Origin of the sequence: Micromonospora narathiwatensis, from assembly GCF_900089605.1 — a bacterium.
In the GTDB taxonomy this organism is placed as follows: Bacteria; Actinomycetota; Actinomycetes; order Mycobacteriales; family Micromonosporaceae; genus Micromonospora; species Micromonospora narathiwatensis.
Genome location: NZ_LT594324.1, coordinates 6,160,154 through 6,177,254 on the forward strand (window position 1 = coordinate 6,160,154; position 17,101 = coordinate 6,177,254).

General features: G+C 72.2%; 16 protein-coding genes. 8 read left to right on the forward strand and 8 right to left on the reverse strand.

The annotated features are described in order from the left end of the window. Window positions 1-4: 4 nt before the first annotated feature. Together GA0070621_RS27265 and GA0070621_RS27270 are read right to left on the reverse strand one after the other, a co-directional pair. Window positions 5-1,444 carry a GuaB1 family IMP dehydrogenase-related protein gene (locus GA0070621_RS27265; RefSeq protein ID WP_091201101.1) on the reverse strand — a complete coding sequence of 480 codons (1,440 nt, stop codon included), beginning with the start codon at window positions 1,442-1,444 and terminating at the stop codon, window positions 5-7. A gap of 73 nt (window positions 1,445-1,517) precedes the next feature. After that, complete coding sequence (locus GA0070621_RS27270) at window positions 1,518-2,123, reverse strand: LysE/ArgO family amino acid transporter (protein ID WP_091201103.1); 606 nt, start codon at window positions 2,121-2,123, stop codon at window positions 1,518-1,520. A 70-nt stretch (window positions 2,124-2,193) separates the two neighbouring features. Between GA0070621_RS27270 and GA0070621_RS27275 the strand changes: the two genes are divergently transcribed. Further along, window positions 2,194-3,090 carry a LysR family transcriptional regulator ArgP gene (locus tag GA0070621_RS27275; protein WP_091201105.1) on the forward strand — a complete coding sequence of 299 codons (897 nt, stop codon included), beginning with the start codon at window positions 2,194-2,196 and terminating at the stop codon, window positions 3,088-3,090. A gap of 37 nt (window positions 3,091-3,127) precedes the next feature. On the opposite strand, the gene GA0070621_RS27280 is transcribed toward GA0070621_RS27275, so the two are convergent. Then, the gene (locus GA0070621_RS27280; RefSeq protein ID WP_091201106.1) at window positions 3,128-4,879 is read right to left on the reverse strand and encodes an acetyl/propionyl/methylcrotonyl-CoA carboxylase subunit alpha; all 1,752 of its coding nucleotides are present in this window, start codon (window positions 4,877-4,879) and stop codon (window positions 3,128-3,130) included. A 145-nt stretch (window positions 4,880-5,024) separates the two neighbouring features. Here GA0070621_RS27280 and GA0070621_RS27285 point away from each other — a divergent pair, with 145 nt between their 5' ends. The 4 genes from GA0070621_RS27285 (at window position 5,025) to GA0070621_RS27300 (ending at window position 8,914) form a co-directional block, all read left to right on the forward strand. After that, window positions 5,025-5,633 carry a PadR family transcriptional regulator gene (locus tag GA0070621_RS27285; protein WP_091201107.1) on the forward strand — a complete coding sequence of 203 codons (609 nt, stop codon included), beginning with the start codon at window positions 5,025-5,027 and terminating at the stop codon, window positions 5,631-5,633. A 121-nt stretch (window positions 5,634-5,754) separates the two neighbouring features. Continuing rightward, window positions 5,755-6,714, forward strand: coding sequence for an ATP-binding cassette domain-containing protein (locus GA0070621_RS27290; RefSeq protein WP_091201108.1), 960 nt, complete (start codon window positions 5,755-5,757; stop codon window positions 6,712-6,714). Window positions 6,715-6,731: 17 nt separating this feature from the next. Beyond that, entirely contained in the window at window positions 6,732-7,487 is a 756-nt protein-coding gene (locus GA0070621_RS27295; RefSeq protein ID WP_091201110.1) for an ABC transporter permease, read from the forward strand. A 62-nt stretch (window positions 7,488-7,549) separates the two neighbouring features. After that, on the forward strand, window positions 7,550-8,914 hold the full coding sequence (locus GA0070621_RS27300; RefSeq protein ID WP_091201112.1) for an MFS transporter: 1,365 nt from the start codon (window positions 7,550-7,552) through the stop codon (window positions 8,912-8,914). Window positions 8,915-9,008: 94 nt separating this feature from the next. On the opposite strand, the gene GA0070621_RS27305 is transcribed toward GA0070621_RS27300, so the two are convergent. From GA0070621_RS27305 to GA0070621_RS27330, 5 genes are all read right to left on the reverse strand, one after another. Beyond that, on the reverse strand, window positions 9,009-9,662 hold the full coding sequence (locus GA0070621_RS27305) for an O-methyltransferase (protein ID WP_091201114.1): 654 nt from the start codon (window positions 9,660-9,662) through the stop codon (window positions 9,009-9,011). A gap of 9 nt (window positions 9,663-9,671) precedes the next feature. Further along, window positions 9,672-10,328 (reverse strand): Maf family protein, encoded by a 657-nt coding sequence (locus tag GA0070621_RS27310; protein ID WP_091201116.1) that lies wholly within the window; start codon window positions 10,326-10,328, stop codon window positions 9,672-9,674. A 10-nt stretch (window positions 10,329-10,338) separates the two neighbouring features. Next, complete coding sequence (locus tag GA0070621_RS27315; protein ID WP_091202908.1) at window positions 10,339-11,436, reverse strand: S8 family serine peptidase; 1,098 nt, start codon at window positions 11,434-11,436, stop codon at window positions 10,339-10,341. A gap of 1,465 nt (window positions 11,437-12,901) precedes the next feature. Next, window positions 12,902-13,354 carry a hypothetical protein gene (locus tag GA0070621_RS27325; RefSeq protein ID WP_091201120.1) on the reverse strand — a complete coding sequence of 151 codons (453 nt, stop codon included), beginning with the start codon at window positions 13,352-13,354 and terminating at the stop codon, window positions 12,902-12,904. 114 nt (window positions 13,355-13,468) lie between these two features. Beyond that, window positions 13,469-13,681: an acyl-CoA carboxylase subunit epsilon gene (locus GA0070621_RS27330; protein WP_091201122.1), complete on the reverse strand. Its 213-nt coding sequence runs from the start codon at window positions 13,679-13,681 to the stop codon at window positions 13,469-13,471. A 91-nt stretch (window positions 13,682-13,772) separates the two neighbouring features. On the opposite strand from GA0070621_RS27330, the gene GA0070621_RS27335 reads away from it, so the two are divergent. The 3 genes from GA0070621_RS27335 to GA0070621_RS27345 all read left to right on the forward strand — a co-directional run bounded on the left by GA0070621_RS27335 (window position 13,773) and on the right by GA0070621_RS27345 (window position 17,099). Next, a complete protein-coding gene (locus GA0070621_RS27335) occupies window positions 13,773-15,806 on the forward strand; it encodes a serine/threonine-protein kinase (RefSeq protein WP_091201124.1) in 2,034 nt (677 codons plus the stop codon). Window positions 15,807-15,895: 89 nt separating this feature from the next. Further along, window positions 15,896-16,126 carry a hypothetical protein gene (locus GA0070621_RS27340; RefSeq protein WP_091201126.1) on the forward strand — a complete coding sequence of 77 codons (231 nt, stop codon included), beginning with the start codon at window positions 15,896-15,898 and terminating at the stop codon, window positions 16,124-16,126. A 229-nt stretch (window positions 16,127-16,355) separates the two neighbouring features. Next, window positions 16,356-17,099 carry a M50 family metallopeptidase gene (locus tag GA0070621_RS27345; protein WP_091201128.1) on the forward strand — a complete coding sequence of 248 codons (744 nt, stop codon included), beginning with the start codon at window positions 16,356-16,358 and terminating at the stop codon, window positions 17,097-17,099. Window positions 17,100-17,101: the final 2 nt, after the last annotated feature.

The following is a 17,101-nucleotide window of genomic DNA, read 5'->3' on the forward strand; positions in this document are numbered from 1 at the left end:
CAGGTCACCAACTGGTCGGCAGCGGCATGCCCTCGGTGTAGCCGGCGGCGCTCTGCACGCCGACCAGGGCGCGCTCGTGGAACTCCTCCAGGTTGCGGGCACCGGCGTAGGTGAAGGCGCTGCGTACCCCGGAGACGACCTCGTCGATCAGGTCCTCCACGCCCGGCCGGGTCGGGTCCAGGTACATCCGGGCCGAGGAGATCCCCTCCTCGAAGATCGCCTTCCGGGCCCGCTCGAACGCCGTGTCCTCGGCCGTACGCGCGCTGACCGCCCGGGACGACGCCATGCCGAAGCTCTCCTTGTAGCGCCGGCCGTCCGCGTCGGTGTACAGGTCCCCGGGGGACTCGTAGGTGCCGGCGAACCAGGAACCGATCATCACGTTCGACGCGCCCGCCGCGAGGGCCAGCGCCACGTCCCGGGGGTGGCGTACGCCGCCGTCGGCCCAGACGTGCCGACCCAGTGACCGGGCCGCCGCGGCGCAGTCGAGCACCGCCGAGAACTGCGGCCGGCCCACGCCGGTCATCATCCGGGTGGTGCACATCGCGCCCGGCCCGACGCCGACCTTGATGATGTCGGCGCCGGCCTCGACCAGGTCGCGTACGCCGTCGGCGGTGACCACGTTGCCGGCCGCGACCGGGACGGCCGGGTCGAGCCTGCGGACCGCCCGCAGCGCGGAGATCATCCGTTCCTGGTGGCCGTGCGCGGTGTCCACGACCAGCGTGTCCACCCCGGCCTCCAACAGCGCGGCGGCCTTGCCGGTCACGTCGCCGTTGATGCCCACCGCGGCGGCGATCCGCAGCCGGCCCCGGTCGTCCACCGCCGGCTTGTAGAGCGTGGCGCGCAGCGCGCCCTGCCGGGTCAGCACGCCGACCAGCCGCCCCTCGGCGTCCACCACCGGGGCGAGCCGCCGCCGCCCGGCGGAGAGCCGGTCGAAGCCGGTACGCGGGTCGGCGTCCGCCGGCACGGTGTGCAGCTCGGACGACATCACGTGCCGGAGCTGGGCGAAGCGGTCCACGCCCACGGTGTCCGCCTCGGTGACCACACCGACCGGGCGACCGGCCGCGTCGACCACGATCACCGCGCCGTGCGCGCGCTTCGGCAGCAGGTGGATCGCGTCGCCGACGGTGTCCGTCGGGCCGAGGGTGATCGCCGTGTCGTGCACCAGGTGGCGCTGCTTGACCCAGGCGACCACGTTGGCCACCACCTCGATCGGGATGTCCTGCGGGATCACCGCGACGGCGCCCCGGCGGGCCACGGTCTCGGCCATCCGCCGGCCGGCGACGGCCGTCATGTTCGCCACCACCAGCGGAATCGTCGTGCCGGTGCCGTCGCCGGAGGCCAGGTCGACGTCGAGCCGGGAGCCCACCTCGGAGCGGTTGGGCGCCATGAAGACGTCGTTGTAGGTCAGGTCGTGCGCGGGGACCGCGCCATGAAGGAACCGCACCGGAACATCATTCCCGGCCGTCACCCGTCCCGGCCCGCGATGGTCACGGAAAACACCCTCCGGCCGGGTGCGCTCAGCCGAGCAGCAGCGCCGCGGCGGTCCCGGTCATCACGACGGCGACCGCGCCGTCGAGCACGCGCCAGGCGGTGGTACGGGCGAGCAGCGGCGCCAGCCGGTGCGCCCCGGCGCCGAGCGCGGTGAACCAGGCGACGCTGGCCGACGTCGCGCCGACGCCGAACGCCCAGCGCTGCTCGTACTGCTGGGCCACGCCGCCGAGCAGCAACACGGTGTCGAGGTAGACGTGCGGGTTGAGGTAGGTGAAGGCCAGGCAGGCGAGCACGGTGGCCCGCAGGGTGGTCGGGGGCCGGTCGGTGGGGGTGAGGGCGCCCGGACGCAGCGCCCGGCGGGCGGCGAGCACGGCGTACCCGAGCAGGAACGCGGCCCCGCCCCAGCGGATGGCGGAGAGCAGCCCCGGTCGGTCCGCCACGGCGGTGCCGAGGCCGGCGATGCCCGCCGTGATGAGCAGGGCGTCCGAGGCGGCGCAGGCGACCACCACGGGGAGCATGTGCTCACGGCGGAGCCCCTGACGGAGTACGAAGGCGTTCTGCGCGCCGATGGCGACGATCAGCGCGAGCGATACGGAGAACCCGGCGACGGCCGAGGGAAGTGGGTCGGGCACGGGTCCGACGCTAGGGACCGGCACCAGGTGCAGTCCAACTAATCTTTCTGAAGCTTCGTAAGCTGGTCTTATGGAAGGACTCGACACCGCCCAACTCCGCACCCTGGCCGCCGTGGTCGGCGAGGGCAGCTTCGAGGGCGCGGCGCGCGTGCTGCACGTCACCCCGTCGGCGGTGAGCCAGCGGATCCGCGCGCTGGAGGAGGTCGTCGGGCAGGTGCTGGTCCGGCGCAGCCGCCCCTGCCAGGCGACCGGTGCGGGGCAGCCGCTCCTCCGCCTGGCCGTCCAGTTGACGCTGCTCGAACGGGAGGCGGTCGCCGAGGCGCGCGGGGTGGTGGACGGGGCGGCCGGGCCGACCCGGGTGCCCGTGGTGGTCAACGCCGACTCGTTGGCCACCTGGTTCGTGCCCGCGCTGGCCCGGGTCCCGGCCGAGCTGGCCGTCTGCTTCGACGTACGCCAGGACGACCAGGACCACACCGCGGAGCTGCTGCGCGACGGCGCGGTGCTGGCGGCGGTGACCGCCCAGCGGGAACCGGTGCAGGGCTGCCGGGTACGCCCGCTCGGGGCGATGCGTTACCGGGCGATCGCCGCCCCGGGGCTGGTCGACCGCTGGTTCCCCGACGGGCTGACGGCCGGGGCCCTGGCCGGGGCGCCGATGCTCGTCTTCGACCGCAAGGACCAGGTCCAGCACCGTTTCCTGCGGGCGGTGACCGGCCGGGAACTCGACCCGCCGGTGCACCACGTGCCGTCGGTGCCGGCGTTCAGCGAGGCGATCCGGCGCGGCCTCGCCTGGGGGCTGGTCCCGGAGCGGCTGGCCGAGGCCGACCTGGCCGGCGGCGGCTGCGTCGACCTCGACCCGGGGCGGCACGTCGACGTGCCCCTGTACTGGCAGCACTGGCGGCTGGAGTCACGGGTGCTCGCCGCGCTCACCGACGCCGTACGCGCCGAGGCGGCGGTCGCGCTCCGCTGAACCGGCCAGGCCCCGCCGCCCGGGGCCCGCGCGCGCCTCAGGCGATGGTGCAGATCGGGGCGCCGGCGGTGATGACCGCACCGACCTCGGCGGAGAGGCCGCTCACGGTGCCCGCCTTGTGGGCGTGCAGCGGCTGCTCCATCTTCATCGCCTCCAGGACGACGACCAGGTCACCCTCGGCGACGGTGTCCCCGTCCGCTACGGCGATCTTGACGATGGTGCCCTGCATGGGGGAGGCGAGCGTGTCGCCGCTGACCGCCGCGCCGGCCTTCGCCCCGCCGCCCCGGCGGGCCGGCTTCCGCGCGGTGGGCGCGGCGGCGGCCGTACCCGTGCCGAGGCCGGCGGGCAGAACCACCTCCAGCCGCTTGCCGCCGACCTCGACCACGACGGTCTCGCGCTCGGCCGGGCCGTCGGCCGCGCCGACCGGGGCGGTGAACGCCGGGACGGTGTTGTCGAACTCGGTCTCGATCCACCGGGTGTGCACGGTGAACGGCTCGGCGGTGAACGCCTCGTCCCGGACCACCAGGCGGTGGAACGGCAGCGCGGTGGCCATGCCCTCGACGACCATCTCGTCCAGCGCCCGGCGGGCCCGCTCCAGCGCCTCGGTACGCGTCTCGCCGGTGATGATCACCTTGGCCAGCAGCGAGTCGAAGTTGCCGCCGATCACGTCGCCGGCCGAGATGCCGGTGTCCACCCGGACGCCCGGCCCGCTCGGCAGCCGCAGCGCGGTGATGGTGCCCGGGGCGGGCAGGAAGTTGCGGCCCGGGTCCTCGCCGTTGATCCGGAACTCGATGGCGTGCCCGCGCGGGGTCGGGTCCTCGGTGAGGCGCAGCTTCTCGCCGTCGGCGATCCGGAACTGCTCGCGGACCAGGTCGATGCCGGCGGTCTCCTCCGTGACCGGGTGCTCCACCTGGAGCCGGGTGTTGACCTCCAGGAAGGAGATGGTGCCGTCGACGCCGACCAGGTATTCCACCGTGCCGGCGCCGTGGTAGCCGGCCTCCCGGCAGATCGCCTTGGCGCTGTCGTGGATCTGGGCGCGCTGCGCGTCGGTGAGGAACGGCGCCGGGGCCTCCTCGACCAGCTTCTGGTGCCGCCGCTGGAGCGAGCAGTCCCGGGTGCCGACCACGATCACGTTGCCGTGCTGGTCGGCGAGGACCTGCGCCTCGACGTGCCGGGGCTGGTCCAGGTAACGCTCGACGAAACACTCGCCCCGGCCGAACGCGGCGACCGCCTCGCGGGTGGCCGACTCGAACAGCTGCGGGATCTCCTCCATGGTGCGGGCCACCTTGAGGCCGCGCCCGCCGCCGCCGAAGGCCGCCTTGATGGCGACCGGCAGGCCGTGGTCGACCGCGAAGGCCATCACCTCGTCGGCGTTGCCGACCGGGTCCGGGGTGCCGGGGACCAGGGGCGCGCCGGCGCGCTGGGCGATGTGCCGGGCGGTCACCTTGTCGCCGAGGTCACGGATCGCCTGCGGGGTCGGGCCGATCCAGGTCAACCCGGCGTCGATGACGGCCTGGGCGAAGTCGGCGTTCTCGGAGAGGAAGCCGTAGCCGGGGTGCACGGCGTCGGCACCGGACCGGGCGGCGATGTCGATCAGCTTGTCGATCCGCAGGTAGCTGTCGGCGGCGGTGTCGCCGCCCAGGGCGTACGCCTCGTCGGCGAGGGTGGCGTGCAGGGCGTCCCGGTCCGAGTCCGCGTAGACGGCGACGCTCGCCAGGCCGGCGTCGCGGCAGGCGCGGACGACGCGGACGGCGATCTCGCCGCGGTTGGCGATGAGTACCTTGCGCACCTTGGTGGCTCCTCCCCGGAGGTCGATGCCGGGAGTTTATCGGCCGGCCTCCCGGCCCTAACGATCGCTCAGTGTGGGATGCGGCACTGCCCACCGAGCTTTAGTCAAATTTGCTTAATACGCTTGCCCGGTGTCGGCAACGCGGATGATGATTCTCGGCCTGGTCAGGTGGATGCAGCCGGTGCACGGCTACGACGTGCGCCGTGAGCTGCTGAGTTGGAGTGCGGACAAGTGGGCCAACGTGCAGCCCGGGTCGATCTACCACGCGCTGCGCAAGCTCACCGACGAGGGGCTGCTGCGGGCGGTGTCGACGGAACAGGTCGGCGCCCGTCCCGCCCGCACCACGTACGAGGTGACCGCCAAGGGGGAGGGCGAGTTCGAGACCCTGCTGCGCGCGCAGTGGTGGCAGCTCCACGAGCCGCCGGACCCGTTCGTGGCGGCGTTCTCCTTCCTGCCCGCGATGCCGCGCGACGAGGCGGCGGCGGCCCTGCGCAACCGGGCCAACCTGCTCCGGGCCGGGGTCGAGTCGATGCGCGCCTCGCTCGACTCGGACTGGGTGCGCGACCGGAAGCCGGTGCACGTCGGGTGGATGTTCGAGCTGTGGCTGGCCCGGGCCGAGGCGGAGATGGCCTGGTGCGGCCGGATCGCCGAGCGGATCGAGTCGGGAGTGTCGTACCTGCCCGCTGCAATGGAGGGGGCCGAGGGCTGGTCCGGTTGGACGGACGGGGCGCTCGGTGGCAGCAACGCGCAATAATCAACGTTGACCACAAGAGCTATATCGCGTTACGGTCAGCGCCAGCCGTAGGGGAGCCGTGTGCGCTCGTCGCGGACGATCGGCGGCCGGTCACGTCCGGCCCGGACGACCAGGAGCAGACATGATCGAGACCAGGGGGCTGCGGAAGTCGTTCCGCTCCCGCGCGGGTCGCGAGACGAAGACCGTGGACGCGGTCCGGGGCGTCAACCTCGACGTCGCCGAGGGGGAGATCTTCGGCTTCCTCGGCCCCAACGGGGCCGGCAAGACCACCACCCTGCGGATGCTCGCCACCCTCATCGAGCCCGACGGCGGCGAGGCCACCATCGCCGGTGCCGACCTGCGCAAGGACCCGGCCGAGGTGCGCCGCCGGATCGGGTACGTGGCCCAGGGCGGCAGCACCTGGGACGAGTCCACCGCCCGCGAGGAACTGGTGCTCCACGCCCGGCTCTACGGCATCAGCAAGGCCGAGGCCCGCCGGCGTGCCACCCGCGCCCTGGACGCCTTCCAGCTCAGCGAATACGCCGACCGCAAGTGCAAGACGTACTCCGGCGGTCAGCGCCGCCGGGTGGAGATCGCGCTCGGCATCATCCACGAGCCGAAGATCGTCTTCCTGGACGAGCCGACCACCGGCCTCGACCCGCAGAGCCGGGCGCACATGTGGGACGAGATCCGTCGGCTGCGTGCCGAGGGGATGACCGTCTTCATCACCACGCACTACCTCGACGAGGCGGACGCGCTCTGCGACCGGATCGCGATCATGGACCATGGCGAGGTGGTCGCCGAGGGCACCCCGGCCGAGCTGAAGCGGGAGATCTCCGGCGAGGTGGTGCAGGTCGGTCTCGACGCCGCCGTCACCCCGCGCGCCGCCGAGCTGCTCGACACCGAGGCGTACGTCAACAAGCTGGAGACCGTCGACGAGGGCGGCCTGCGCCTCTACGTCGACGAAGGCGCCACCGCCATCCCCCAGGTGCTGCGCCGTCTCGACGGCGCCGGGCTGGACCTGCGCTCCATCGAGCTGCACCGTCCCAGCCTCGACGACGTCTTCCTCACCAAGACCGGCCGCTCGCTGCGCGAGTCCTGACCCCCGGAGAAGCTGTCATGAAATTCGCCCGCGACACCTGGCTGATCTTCCAACGCCAGTTCCAGCTGCTGCTGCGCAACCCGGTCTGGCTCTTCGTCGGCGTCTTCCAGCCGGTGATGTACCTGCTGCTCTTCGCCCCGCTGCTCAAGGCGGCGCTGAACGCGCCGACCCAGGCCGCTGCGTACAAGATCTTCGTACCCGGCCTGCTCGTGCTGCTGGCCATCTTCGGTGGCCTGTTCCAGGGCTTCGGCCTGATCGCCGAGCTGCGCGCCGGGGTCATCGAACGGTCCCGGGTCACCCCGGTCAGCCGGCTCGCCCTGCTGCTCGGCCGCTCGCTGCGGGACGTGGTCTCGCTGATCGCACAGGCGATCATCATCACCCTGCTGGCGCTCCTGTTCGACCTGCGCGTCTTCATCGGCTACCTGCTCCTGGCGTACCTGATGCTGGCGCTGATCGCGCTGATGACCTCGGCCGTCTCGTACGGCGTCGCACTCAAGGTCAAGAGCGAGGACGCGCTCGCCCCGCTGATGAACACCGTCGCCCAGCCGGTGCTGCTGCTCTCCGGCATCCTGCTGCCGCTCGCCCTGGCCCCCGGCTGGCTCCAGGGCATCGCCAACTGGAACCCGTTCTCCTGGGCGGTCGAGGGCACCCGGGCGCTCTTCGCCGGCGACCTCGGCAACGACAGGGTCTGGCAGGGTTTGACGATCATCGCGGTGCTCGCCGTCGCCGGGGTGGTGTGGGCCGCGCGGCAGTTCGCCCGCAGCGTCCGCTGACCCGACGAGAGCTGTCTCTCAACCGGGGCGGGGCACCGACCCGACGCGCGTAGCGTGGGCCGGTGCCCCGCCTCACCCGTGACAAGACCACCTGGTTCGCCTACGCCCAGCTGGGGCTGTGGGGCTTCTTCCTCTACGGGTTCGGTCCGGTCGTACCGCTGCTCCGCGACGAACAGGGCACCAGCGCCGCCGTCGCCGGCCTGCACAGCACGGGCATCGCGGTCGGTGCGTTGCTCGGCGGGGCACTCTTCGCGCCGGCCGCCCGCCGCCTCGGCCGCGGCCCGGCCATCTGGCTCGGCCTCGCCGGGGTGGCGGCCGGCGTCGCCGCCCTCGGGCTGCTGCGTCCGCTGCCCGCCACCCTCGCTGCGGTCGCGGTGATCGCCGCCTTCGGCATGATGGTGATCAGCGGGGTCAACGTGGTGCTCACCGCCCAGCACGGGCCCGCCGCGCCCGCCGCGCTCACCGAGGCCAACGCCGCCTGCGCCGGCATGGGCATCCTCGCGCCGCTGGTCATCGGCGCCGCCGTGGACGCCGGCCACGGCTGGCGGCCGGCGATGGCCGTCGAGGTCGGGCTGATCGCGCTGGTCGCCCTCGCCGCCCTGACCTTCCGGGTACGCCTGCCGAAGGCCGCCTCCGCTGCCGCGGCTGCCGCCGACCCGGCCGTGCTGACCGCCTCGGCTGCCGTCGACCCTGTCGGAATGGCTGCCCCGGCCGTCGCTGACCCGGCCCGGCCGACCGCCCCGGCGGGGGCGGAGCCCAGCGGCGAGAGTCTGGCCGCCCCGGCCAGCGCCGTCCGGGGCGGGCGGGCCGGTACCCGCGTGGCGGGCCGGCTGCCGGCGGCGTACTGGATCGCCTGGGTGCTGATGTCGGCCACCGGCTCGATCGAGGTTTGCCTGTCGCTCTGGACCGCCGACGTGCTCCGTACCCACGCCGGGCTCGACGCCGGCAGCGCCTCGGCGGCCGTCGCCGCGATCGTCTGCGGCATGTTCGCTGGCCGGCTCGCCGGCGGCCGGTTCGCGCTGCGCTGGCCGCCGGTGCCGCTGCTGCTCGGCGCGCTGACCGTCTCCCTGGCCGGGTTCGCCCTGTTCTGGTCCGCCCCGGTCGGCTGGCTCGCGATCACCGGCCTGGTCGTGCTCGGCCTGGGCAACGCGCTGCACTACCCCCTCGCGATCTCCATCGCGCTCGCCGTCGCCGGGCCGGCCGCCGACAAGGCGGCCGGCTGGTCGTCGTACTCGATGGGGGTGGGTTTCGGAATCGCGCCGGTCGCGCTCGGCTGGGTGGCCGACGGCGTCGGACCGCACCTGGCCTTCCTGCTGCTGCCCGGCTTCATCGCGGCGTCCGTGCTGCTCACCGTGCGGCTCGGCCGCGTCCTACGCGCCGCGCACCCCGCCACCGGCCGCGATCCGGTCGCCGCTGGCGCCTCCTGACCGACCCTGCGTGGGCCCATCCAGGTCGGCGATGTGGCGGTGTCGCGGTGCCTCGGACACCGCCACATCGGCGATCTCGTCGGCGGCTCGGCCGTCAGCGCACCCTGGCCAGGGAGACCCCGTCGGCGATGGGGAGCATGACCACGTCGACGCGGACGTCGGAGAGGATCTCGTCGTTGAACGCGGCGATGGCCCGATCGTCGGCGTTCTGCGGGGCGAGCACCCGGCCGCCACGCAGCGTGTTGTCCACCGCGATGACCGCGCCCGGCCGCATCCGGGGCACCAGCTCGTCCCAGTAGACCGGGTACCCGACCTTGTCGGCGTCGATGAACGCGAGGTCCAGGTACCGCTCGCGGGGCAACTCCCGCAGCCGGTCGGCGGCCGGACCGATCCGCAGGTCGATCCGGTCCTGCACGCCGGCGCGGGTCCAGTAGCGGCGCGCGATCCCGGTGTACTCCTCGGAGATGTCGAAGCAGGTCAGCCGGCCACCGTCGGCGAGGCCCCGGGCGATCGCCAGCGAGGAGAGCCCGGTGAACGTGCCCACCTCCACCGCCTGCCGCACCCCGAGCAGCCGGGTGAGGAAGGTCAGGAACGCGGCCTGCTCCGGCGCGACCTGCATGTCAGCCTGCGCGGGAAGGGCGGCCCGGGTCTCCTCGGCCAACTCCTGGACGATCTCGTCGGGCGCGGAACCGTGCGCCACGAGATAGGCATACAGTTCCGGGGTCAGCGGCAGCGGTTTCGTGCTCATGATCGGACGTTAGCCGAGATGTTCGATCTCCTGGCCCCCGGGCGCGACCTTCGTCCACAGGTCGGTGACGCGTAGCCCCAACTCGCCGAGGAGAGTACGCAGCAGCGGCAGGCTCAGTCCCACCACCGTGCCCGGGTCGCCCTCGATGCCGGTCAGGAACGCCCCGCCCAGCCCGTCGATGGTGAACGCCCCGGCCACCGCCAACGGCTCGCCCGTCGCCACGTACGCGGCGATCTCCTCGTCGCTGATGTCCGCGAAGTGCACCGTCGTCGAGGCGACCCCCTCCGCCCGCGACTCGTGCACCACGTCGACCAGGCAGTGCCCGGTGTGCAGCACCCCGCTACGCCCGCGCATCCGCTGCCACCGTCGCGTGGCGTCCGCCGCGTCCGCCGGCTTGCCCAGGATCTCGCCGTCGAAGGCCAGCACCGAGTCGCAGCCGAGCACCAACGTCCGCTCGTCCGGCGTCGCGCGCAGCCGGCCCAACACAGCCTGCGCCTTCAGCCGGGCCAACTCCAGGCACAACTCCTCGGCCTGGTCGCTGACCACCTGCGACTCGTCGACGCCGCTCACCAGCACATCCGGTTCGATCCCGGCGGCCTGGAGCAGCTTGCGGCGGGCGGGACTCTGGGAGGCGAGCACAAGGCGCAGCGGTACGGAACTCAACACCCCACCGACGCTACCGGCTGATCCGGGGCGGCGGATCGTCGGCACGGCGACGACGACGCCACACCAGATAGCCGCCACCCGCCGCCACCAGTACGCCCAGCGTCGCCAGTCCGCGCGCCGTCGCGCCGTCACCTGTGCTGTCGTCCGGTGCCGTCGCCTGCGCTGAGGTGGGCGCGGTCGCTGCCACCGACTCGAAGCCCAGTGGAGGCACGTCCGCGGTGAGCGCGGCGACCAGATCGATGACGCCGTAGCCGTACTCGTCGTCCCGGCCGGGCGGTCCCTTGTCGATAGCGGTGGCAGTCAGGCGGTGCACGACCTCCTGAGCAGGAAGGTTGGGGTACTTGGACCGGATCAGCGCGACCGCCCCGGCAACGATCGCCGTAGCTGCCGATGTTCCGGTGCCTTTGGAGTAGTTACCGCCATAGCTTGTGCTGTAGATGTCGACGGCGGGCGCGGCAACATCGATCTCGGGACCGCTCGCTGAGACTGGGGCGTGTCTTCCGAGGCGATCAGTGCCCGCGACGGCGATAACGCCGGCATGAGAAGCGGGATAACCCACATTTACGTCGTCCGGGCGATTCCCAGCTGCGGCGACGACGACAACATCCGCGCGGAGAGCCATTTCCACTGTGCGTTCGAGGCGAGCACTTCTCGGGGTAACGGCAGAGATGCAAATGACGTCGACGCCTTGTCGTACTGCATATTCGATGCTTGCTGCAAGTTTCTCGGCTTCGCCTCCATCGCTGATTCGCTTCCCGCGAACAGGCAATATTTTCGCCTCTGGAGCTATGCCCAGTGCTCCTGTCCCATCGCGTTGACCATGAGCCGCAATAAGGCCGGCCATTGCAGTGCCGTGACCATCCTGGTCCTGTAAACCGTCGCCGCTCCCAGTCATATCGATGCCGGCAAGTAGATTGCCGGCTAGGTCGGGGTGTGGATCCACGCCGGTGTCCGGCAGGCCGACGATAACGCCGACGCCGCGGCTAATTCGGTGTGCGTTAGTCACCTTTAGAAAACTGAGGTGCCATTCATCGGTCCGCACCTGTTCGGCCCCAGGAGGGTGAGGGGCGGTCGAGGATGACGCCGCCGGTGGCAGCACTTGCGTCATGGCGATCAGAGCGGCGCTGAAGGCCGTTAGAACGTGATATTGCTTCACCGGTCAATGCCGATGGCCGGCCCGGGATCGATGGGGCCTTGTTCGTTTGGTGGATGAACAACCGGGTTGACCCCGGTGTCTATTTTCCACGGATTGTCCGGGTCCCAGCGATGGGCCTTGTCCTCGCCTTGTCCGCACCTCCCTGATCGATCGGGTGGCACCTGAGTGTCCGGTGTCCGTGGGCCGACCCCCGGGGTGCCTCCCATTGGGGATATTCCATGCATTCCATTAAGAGGGAAGGCGCGGCCCGTACCTGGGCGCGAACCGGCGGCACCGGTTGGTGCTGTCCCTGCACCGCCGCCACCAATTACGCCGCCCACTGGATTGACCCTGCGAGGCGGGATTGCGCCCCCTCCGGGTTGGCGGAGTCCCATGCCTGGTGTACCTCCGATTAGGCCACCTGGCGGCATCGGCCGGGATGCGGTGGTGTGAGGTAGATGAGCCTCGCCTCCGGCAGTTGAGCGGCCGATCGTGCCCGGTTGGCCGTGCGGGGAACTTAAGTTGGGGGCGCGACCTGTGGCACCGGAAATCGGCGGCAGGTTTGGTGGAGCTCCTACGCTGCCGCCGTTCGATGCCGGAGGTGGTGAGGTGCTCGGCAAGTTCGGAGCGGCCTGTGTAGGCGCGAGATCGGTGCCGACGCCGCCGAGAACTGGACCCGCTCCAGATGCCGCCCCAGGCCGGAGTGCCGCCGGCGGCGAAACCAGCTCAGTCGTCGTCGATGTGCGGCTTGCTCCTGGCGCATGGCCAGTGGGTGCCACTGGTACCGGCACGATTGGCGGGAGCGCTGGAGTCGCGGAGTTGCCGTAGACGTCGGGGTCGAGGTGTTCTCGTCCAGGCCATGTCTTTGGGGTGGGTGGTGGTTGGCGGAGCATTGCTTGGGCTTGTTGGAGTTCGCCGCTCAGCCCCGTCATGAGGCTCCGCGCTCGGATGTTCAGTTGCTCCAGGTCCGCGTCCGTCACCGGTGGCCGTTCGGGTAGGCGGCTGCCGGCCACCGCCTTCGGGTCCGCGAGCGTCGCCTCGTACGCCCGCTTCTGCTGGAGTTTGGCGGCGTACTCGTCGTAGATCGGCTTGAGGTCGGTACGGGTGCTGGTGATGGCGCGTGTGGCGGCGGCGAGCGCGTCGTAGTTGGCGGCGGCGGCGTCGTGGGTGCGTTGCACCTTGTCGATGAGCTGGTCCAGTTCGGCGACGTACGCCCGCGCGGCGGCGTTGCTCTCCGGCGGCCAGGCTTCGGCGAGCCCTCGGCGGTATTCCTTCAGCCGGCCCAGGTGGGCCAGGGCGAGGTCGCAGACCTTGCGCCACCCGGCGACCTGCTTCCACTGCCCGGTGGTCTCCTGATCCTGGAGGCACGCCCACATGCTGAGCACGTTCATCAGCCGCCAGTCGGTGAGGCCCGAGGTGCGGCCGTGGCCCCGCTCGATCATGGCAGCACCACCGGCCCGCCCGCCGCCGACGTCGGATCGGGCAGTACGGGGAGCGGCCGTGCCCCGGTCGCGCCGGTGTGGCCCAGGGCCCGTTCGACGTCGGCGACCCGGGCGGAGGAGAACGCGTCGGTGTGGACGTACTGGTCGGCGATCCGGCCGGCGGCGTCGGCGAGGTGGCCGGTCGCGGGGCCGAGGTCCCAGACCATGTGGACGGTGGCCTGCTGGGTCTCGTGGTGTGCCTGGAGGAACTGGACCAGCTCGATGAACGCGTCGGCCGGGTTGGGGATCGCCGCCTTCATGTCATCGGCGATGTACGACAGATGCGGGGCGTAGTTGCGGGTGACCTCGTCCTGGAGTCGATCGGCGAACTCGCGCATCTGTCGGATGTCGGCCTCGATGCCGCCGTGGTCTCGCAGCCAGCCCGCCGGCCGGTCCTCCTCCGGGATCATCGGCCCTCCCCGTCTGTCACCGTACCGCTTCCCAGAGTGAGGCTATCGGCTTGGCGAGGATCCCGGCAGTCCCGGTGGCCCCGCCGAGCGCAGGCTGGTCGTACCCGGAAATTGTCAGCGGGGGAGGCCGGAGGCGCGCCACGCGCCGGGACCGGCGACGAGCGCCGCGCCCGCCGGGCGGGCACCGCGCGTCCACTGCGACACGGCGGCCGGCGCGGCGGCGGTGGCCGGTCGGGTCCGCGTCACGATCGCGCCGACCAGGGCGGCCAGTTCCTCGGGGGTGGGCACCCCGCGGACGATCCGGAACAGCGGCTCTTCGGCAGACATGAGTTCAGGGTACGCGTCGAGAACTTGACCTTCCTCGCACAGTGGCGTGCCGGCGATGTGCCCGTTGGAGCTGCCGGGTACGGTTTCAGCGATGTCGAACGCGCTTCCCCAACTCGTCGCTGACCGGTACCGGCTCATCTCGCCGCTCGGCCAGGGTGGCATGGGCAGGGTGTGGAAGGCGCGCGACGAGGTGCTGCACCGGGACGTGGCCATCAAGGAGTTGGTCCCGCCGCCCAGCCTCACCCCTGAGGAGCGCCGCGAGATGCGGGAACGCTCGTTGCGGGAAGCGCGGGCGATCGCCCGGCTGAACAACATCAACGTGGTCCGCATCTTCGACGTGCTGCGTACGGACGGCGATCCGTGGATCGTCATGGAGTACGTGCCGTCCAAGTCGTTGCAGGACATCCTCGCCGAGGACGGGCCGGTGCCGTCGGCCAAGGCGGTCCAGATCGGTCTCGGGGTGCTGGGCGCGTTGAAGGCCGCCCACAAGGCCGGCATCATGCACCGCGACGTGAAGCCGGGCAACGTGCTGATCGGCAACGACGATCGGGTGGTGCTCACCGACTTCGGTCTGGCCACCATTCCCGGCGACCCGAACGTCACCCGCACCGGCATGGTGCTCGGCTCGCCCGCGTACATCGCGCCGGAGCGGGCCCGGGACGGCACGGCGGGGCCCGAGGCCGACCTCTGGTCGCTGGGCGCGACGCTCTACGCCGCCGTGGAAGGCAAGTCGCCGTACGCCCGGCCGTCGGCGATCGCCACCCTGGCCGCGCTCGCCGTCGAGCCGTTGCCGCCGCCGAAGAACGCCGGGCCGCTCAAGCCGGTCCTGCAGGGTTTGCTGCGCAAGGACCCGGCCGAGCGGATCACGGCCGAGGTGGCCGAGCGCATGCTCCGTAAGGCCGCCGGGCGGCGTGCGCGGGGCATCTCGCTGCTGGACGGCGTACGCCGGCCGGGGCCGAACGGTCCGCGCGAGCCGCGCCCACCGCTGGTGCCGGCGCCGCGCCCGGCCGACGGCCACGTCGAGCGTTCCCCGGCCACCCCGGCTCCGCGCAAGCCCGACCAGAGTCCGGCCGTCGCGGCGGACGACGCGACCGCCAAGGTTCCCGACGGCCTGGACGCGGCCCCCACCGCGAAGGTGGCCCCGCCGCCGGCCGAGCCGACCACGAAGCTTGCCCCGCCGGCCGCCGAGCCGCCGACCGCGAAGCTCGATGCCGCACCGGTGCTCGACGCCCCAGAGCCCGGCGACGTCGAGGCGCTGGTGGACGGACCGGACCCGGCCCTCGACGAGACGCGGATCGACAGCACTCCGGCCGTCGTGGCCCCGGCGCAGCCGCCGTCTCCGCCGAGAAGCCCCACCTCCGTGCTGGCGGAGCCGGTGAGTCCGGCGCCGTCGACCGGCCGGGCCGAGGTCATCGAGGGTACGAAGCCGGAGCGCAACCGGCGCAATCTGCTGATTGTCGCGCTCGCCGCGGTGCTGGTGCTCGGCCTCGCGGTGGCCGTACCGCTGCTCATCAGCGGCGACGACAAGGGCGACGGCGGGCAGCCGAGCGGGGCGGGTGCCACCTCGGCTGCCTCCGCGCCGCCGCCCCCGACCACCGCCGCACCGACGTCGGCCGCCCCGACCAGCACCGCACCCAGCCCCACGCCGTCGGCGACCCCCTCCGCCTCCGCTGACGCGTTGCCCACCGGCTGGCACTACTACACCGGGCGCAACGGCTTCCAGGTGCCGATCCCGGACGGGTGGCGGGCCAGCACCGAGCGCTCCGATCAGGTCACCCTCTACGACCCCAACAGTCCGCGACGGCTCTTCATGCAGTGGACCAACACGCCTGGGACCGATGCGTACGCCGACTGGAAGAGCAAGGAAAAAGATCGCAAGAGGTTCGTCAAGGACTACAAGTACCTGGACATCAGGCCCTGTGACCCCTACTACCGCACCTGTGCGGACTGGGACTGGCTGGAGACGCGGGACGGCGTCCGGATCCACACCCGCAACCGGGGCGTGGTCACCGCCAGCAACCGGGGCTACGCGCTGCGCTGGGAGGTGCCGGTGACCGACTGGGACGCCAACCTCGCCAACTTCGACATCATCACCAAGGGCTTCAAGCCGGACCGGAGGAACTGAGACCAGGCTCTCCGGCCGCCGCGAACGTGATTCGCATGGCCTTCCGTCGTACGGGGTATGGAAGTTGCGACGACGGAAGGAGGTACGACATGGGTCACCGACTCAAGGACACCGGGGCCCGGCTGGCACTGTGGATGCTGGTCGCGCTCGGGAACATCGTCCTGCTGCTGACCGGGGCCGGCCTCTCCGCGCCGGCCGCGGCGTTCACTGTCGCGGCCCTCGTCGTCGCGGGGACGGCGGCCTGGCGACTGGCCCGGCGGCCCACCCTGACCGGACGGAGCGCCCTGCCCGTACCGGTCGGCGCGCGACGCAGGGCCTGACCGGGCGACGGACACGACGGTGGCGGCAGCCGGACCAGCATTCCCAGCCGGTCCCGCTGCCGCCGACTTGTTGGCGACCATGCCGGTCAATGGAACGTGGCCGGGGCCGCTGCCCAGCGGAACGGCTCGGTGAGCGCGAGGCTCTCGCCGGCCTTGGCCACCCGGTCCTCCAACGACACGAGGCCGCGCCTGCGAGGCGACACAGCTCGGGCCGGTAGGCTGCCCGCCCATGCCCCTCATCGACGGCCTCACCACCCTCTGGGACAAGCTGCTGAGCGCGCAGCCCGCCCCGCCGCCGCTGCTGGTCCTGGTCACCGCCGTCGTCGCGCTGACCGTGGTCGTCACCCGGGTGCCCTGGCGGGTCGCCCGCAACGCGGTCACCATCGCCCACGAGGGCGGTCACGCGCTGGCGGCGTTGCTGACCGGCCGGAAGCTGCGCGGCGTCCGGCTGCACTCGGACACCTCCGGGCTCACCCTCTCCGCCGGGCGGCCCACCGGGCCGGGGATGATCGTCACCCTGCTCGCCGGGTACGTCGCCCCGTCGCTGATCGGTCTCGCCGGGGGGTGGCTGCTCGCCGGCAACCGGATCACCCTGCTGCTCTGGATCGCGGTGGCGCTGCTGCTGGCCATGCTGGTGTTGATCCGCAACGTGTTCGGCGTGCTGTCGGTGCTGGTCACCGGCGGTGTGGTGCTCGCCGTCTCCTGGTACGCGTCCCCCGACGTGCAGGCGGCCTTCGCCTGGACGTCGGTCTGGTTCCTGCTCTTCGGCGGCGTACGCCCGGTGGTCGAGCTGCAAAGGGTACGCAGCCGGGGCCGGATGCCCGAGTCCGACGCGGACCAGCTCGCCCGGCTCACCCCGTTCCCGGCGCTGTTCTGGGTGACGGTCTTCGCCCTGATCAACCTGGCCGTTCTGGTCGGCGGTGCGCTGCTGCTCGCCGGCCCGATCCTCACCGACGCGGGCCTCGCCCTCTGACG

Bases quoted from the DNA above. Each gene is read 5' to 3' on its own strand.
- GA0070621_RS27275 (WP_091201105.1), top strand. From the start codon at position 2,194: ATGGAAGGACTCGACACCGCCCAACTCCGCACCCTGGCCGCCGTGGTC.
- GA0070621_RS27285 (WP_091201107.1), top strand. From the start codon at position 5,025: ATGATGATTCTCGGCCTGGTCAGGTGGATGCAGCCGGTGCACGGCTAC.
- GA0070621_RS27290 (WP_091201108.1), top strand. From the start codon at position 5,755: ATGATCGAGACCAGGGGGCTGCGGAAGTCGTTCCGCTCCCGCGCGGGT.
- GA0070621_RS27295 (WP_091201110.1), top strand. From the start codon at position 6,732: ATGAAATTCGCCCGCGACACCTGGCTGATCTTCCAACGCCAGTTCCAG.
- GA0070621_RS27305 (WP_091201114.1), bottom strand. From the start codon at position 9,662: ATGAGCACGAAACCGCTGCCGCTGACCCCGGAACTGTATGCCTATCTC.
- GA0070621_RS27315 (WP_091202908.1), bottom strand. From the start codon at position 11,436: ATGACGCAAGTGCTGCCACCGGCGGCGTCATCCTCGACCGCCCCTCAC.
- GA0070621_RS27325 (WP_091201120.1), bottom strand. From the start codon at position 13,354: ATGATCCCGGAGGAGGACCGGCCGGCGGGCTGGCTGCGAGACCACGGC.
- GA0070621_RS27330 (WP_091201122.1), bottom strand. From the start codon at position 13,681: ATGTCTGCCGAAGAGCCGCTGTTCCGGATCGTCCGCGGGGTGCCCACC.
- GA0070621_RS27335 (WP_091201124.1), top strand. From the start codon at position 13,773: ATGTCGAACGCGCTTCCCCAACTCGTCGCTGACCGGTACCGGCTCATC.
- GA0070621_RS27340 (WP_091201126.1), top strand. From the start codon at position 15,896: ATGGGTCACCGACTCAAGGACACCGGGGCCCGGCTGGCACTGTGGATG.
- GA0070621_RS27345 (WP_091201128.1), top strand. From the start codon at position 16,356: ATGCCCCTCATCGACGGCCTCACCACCCTCTGGGACAAGCTGCTGAGC.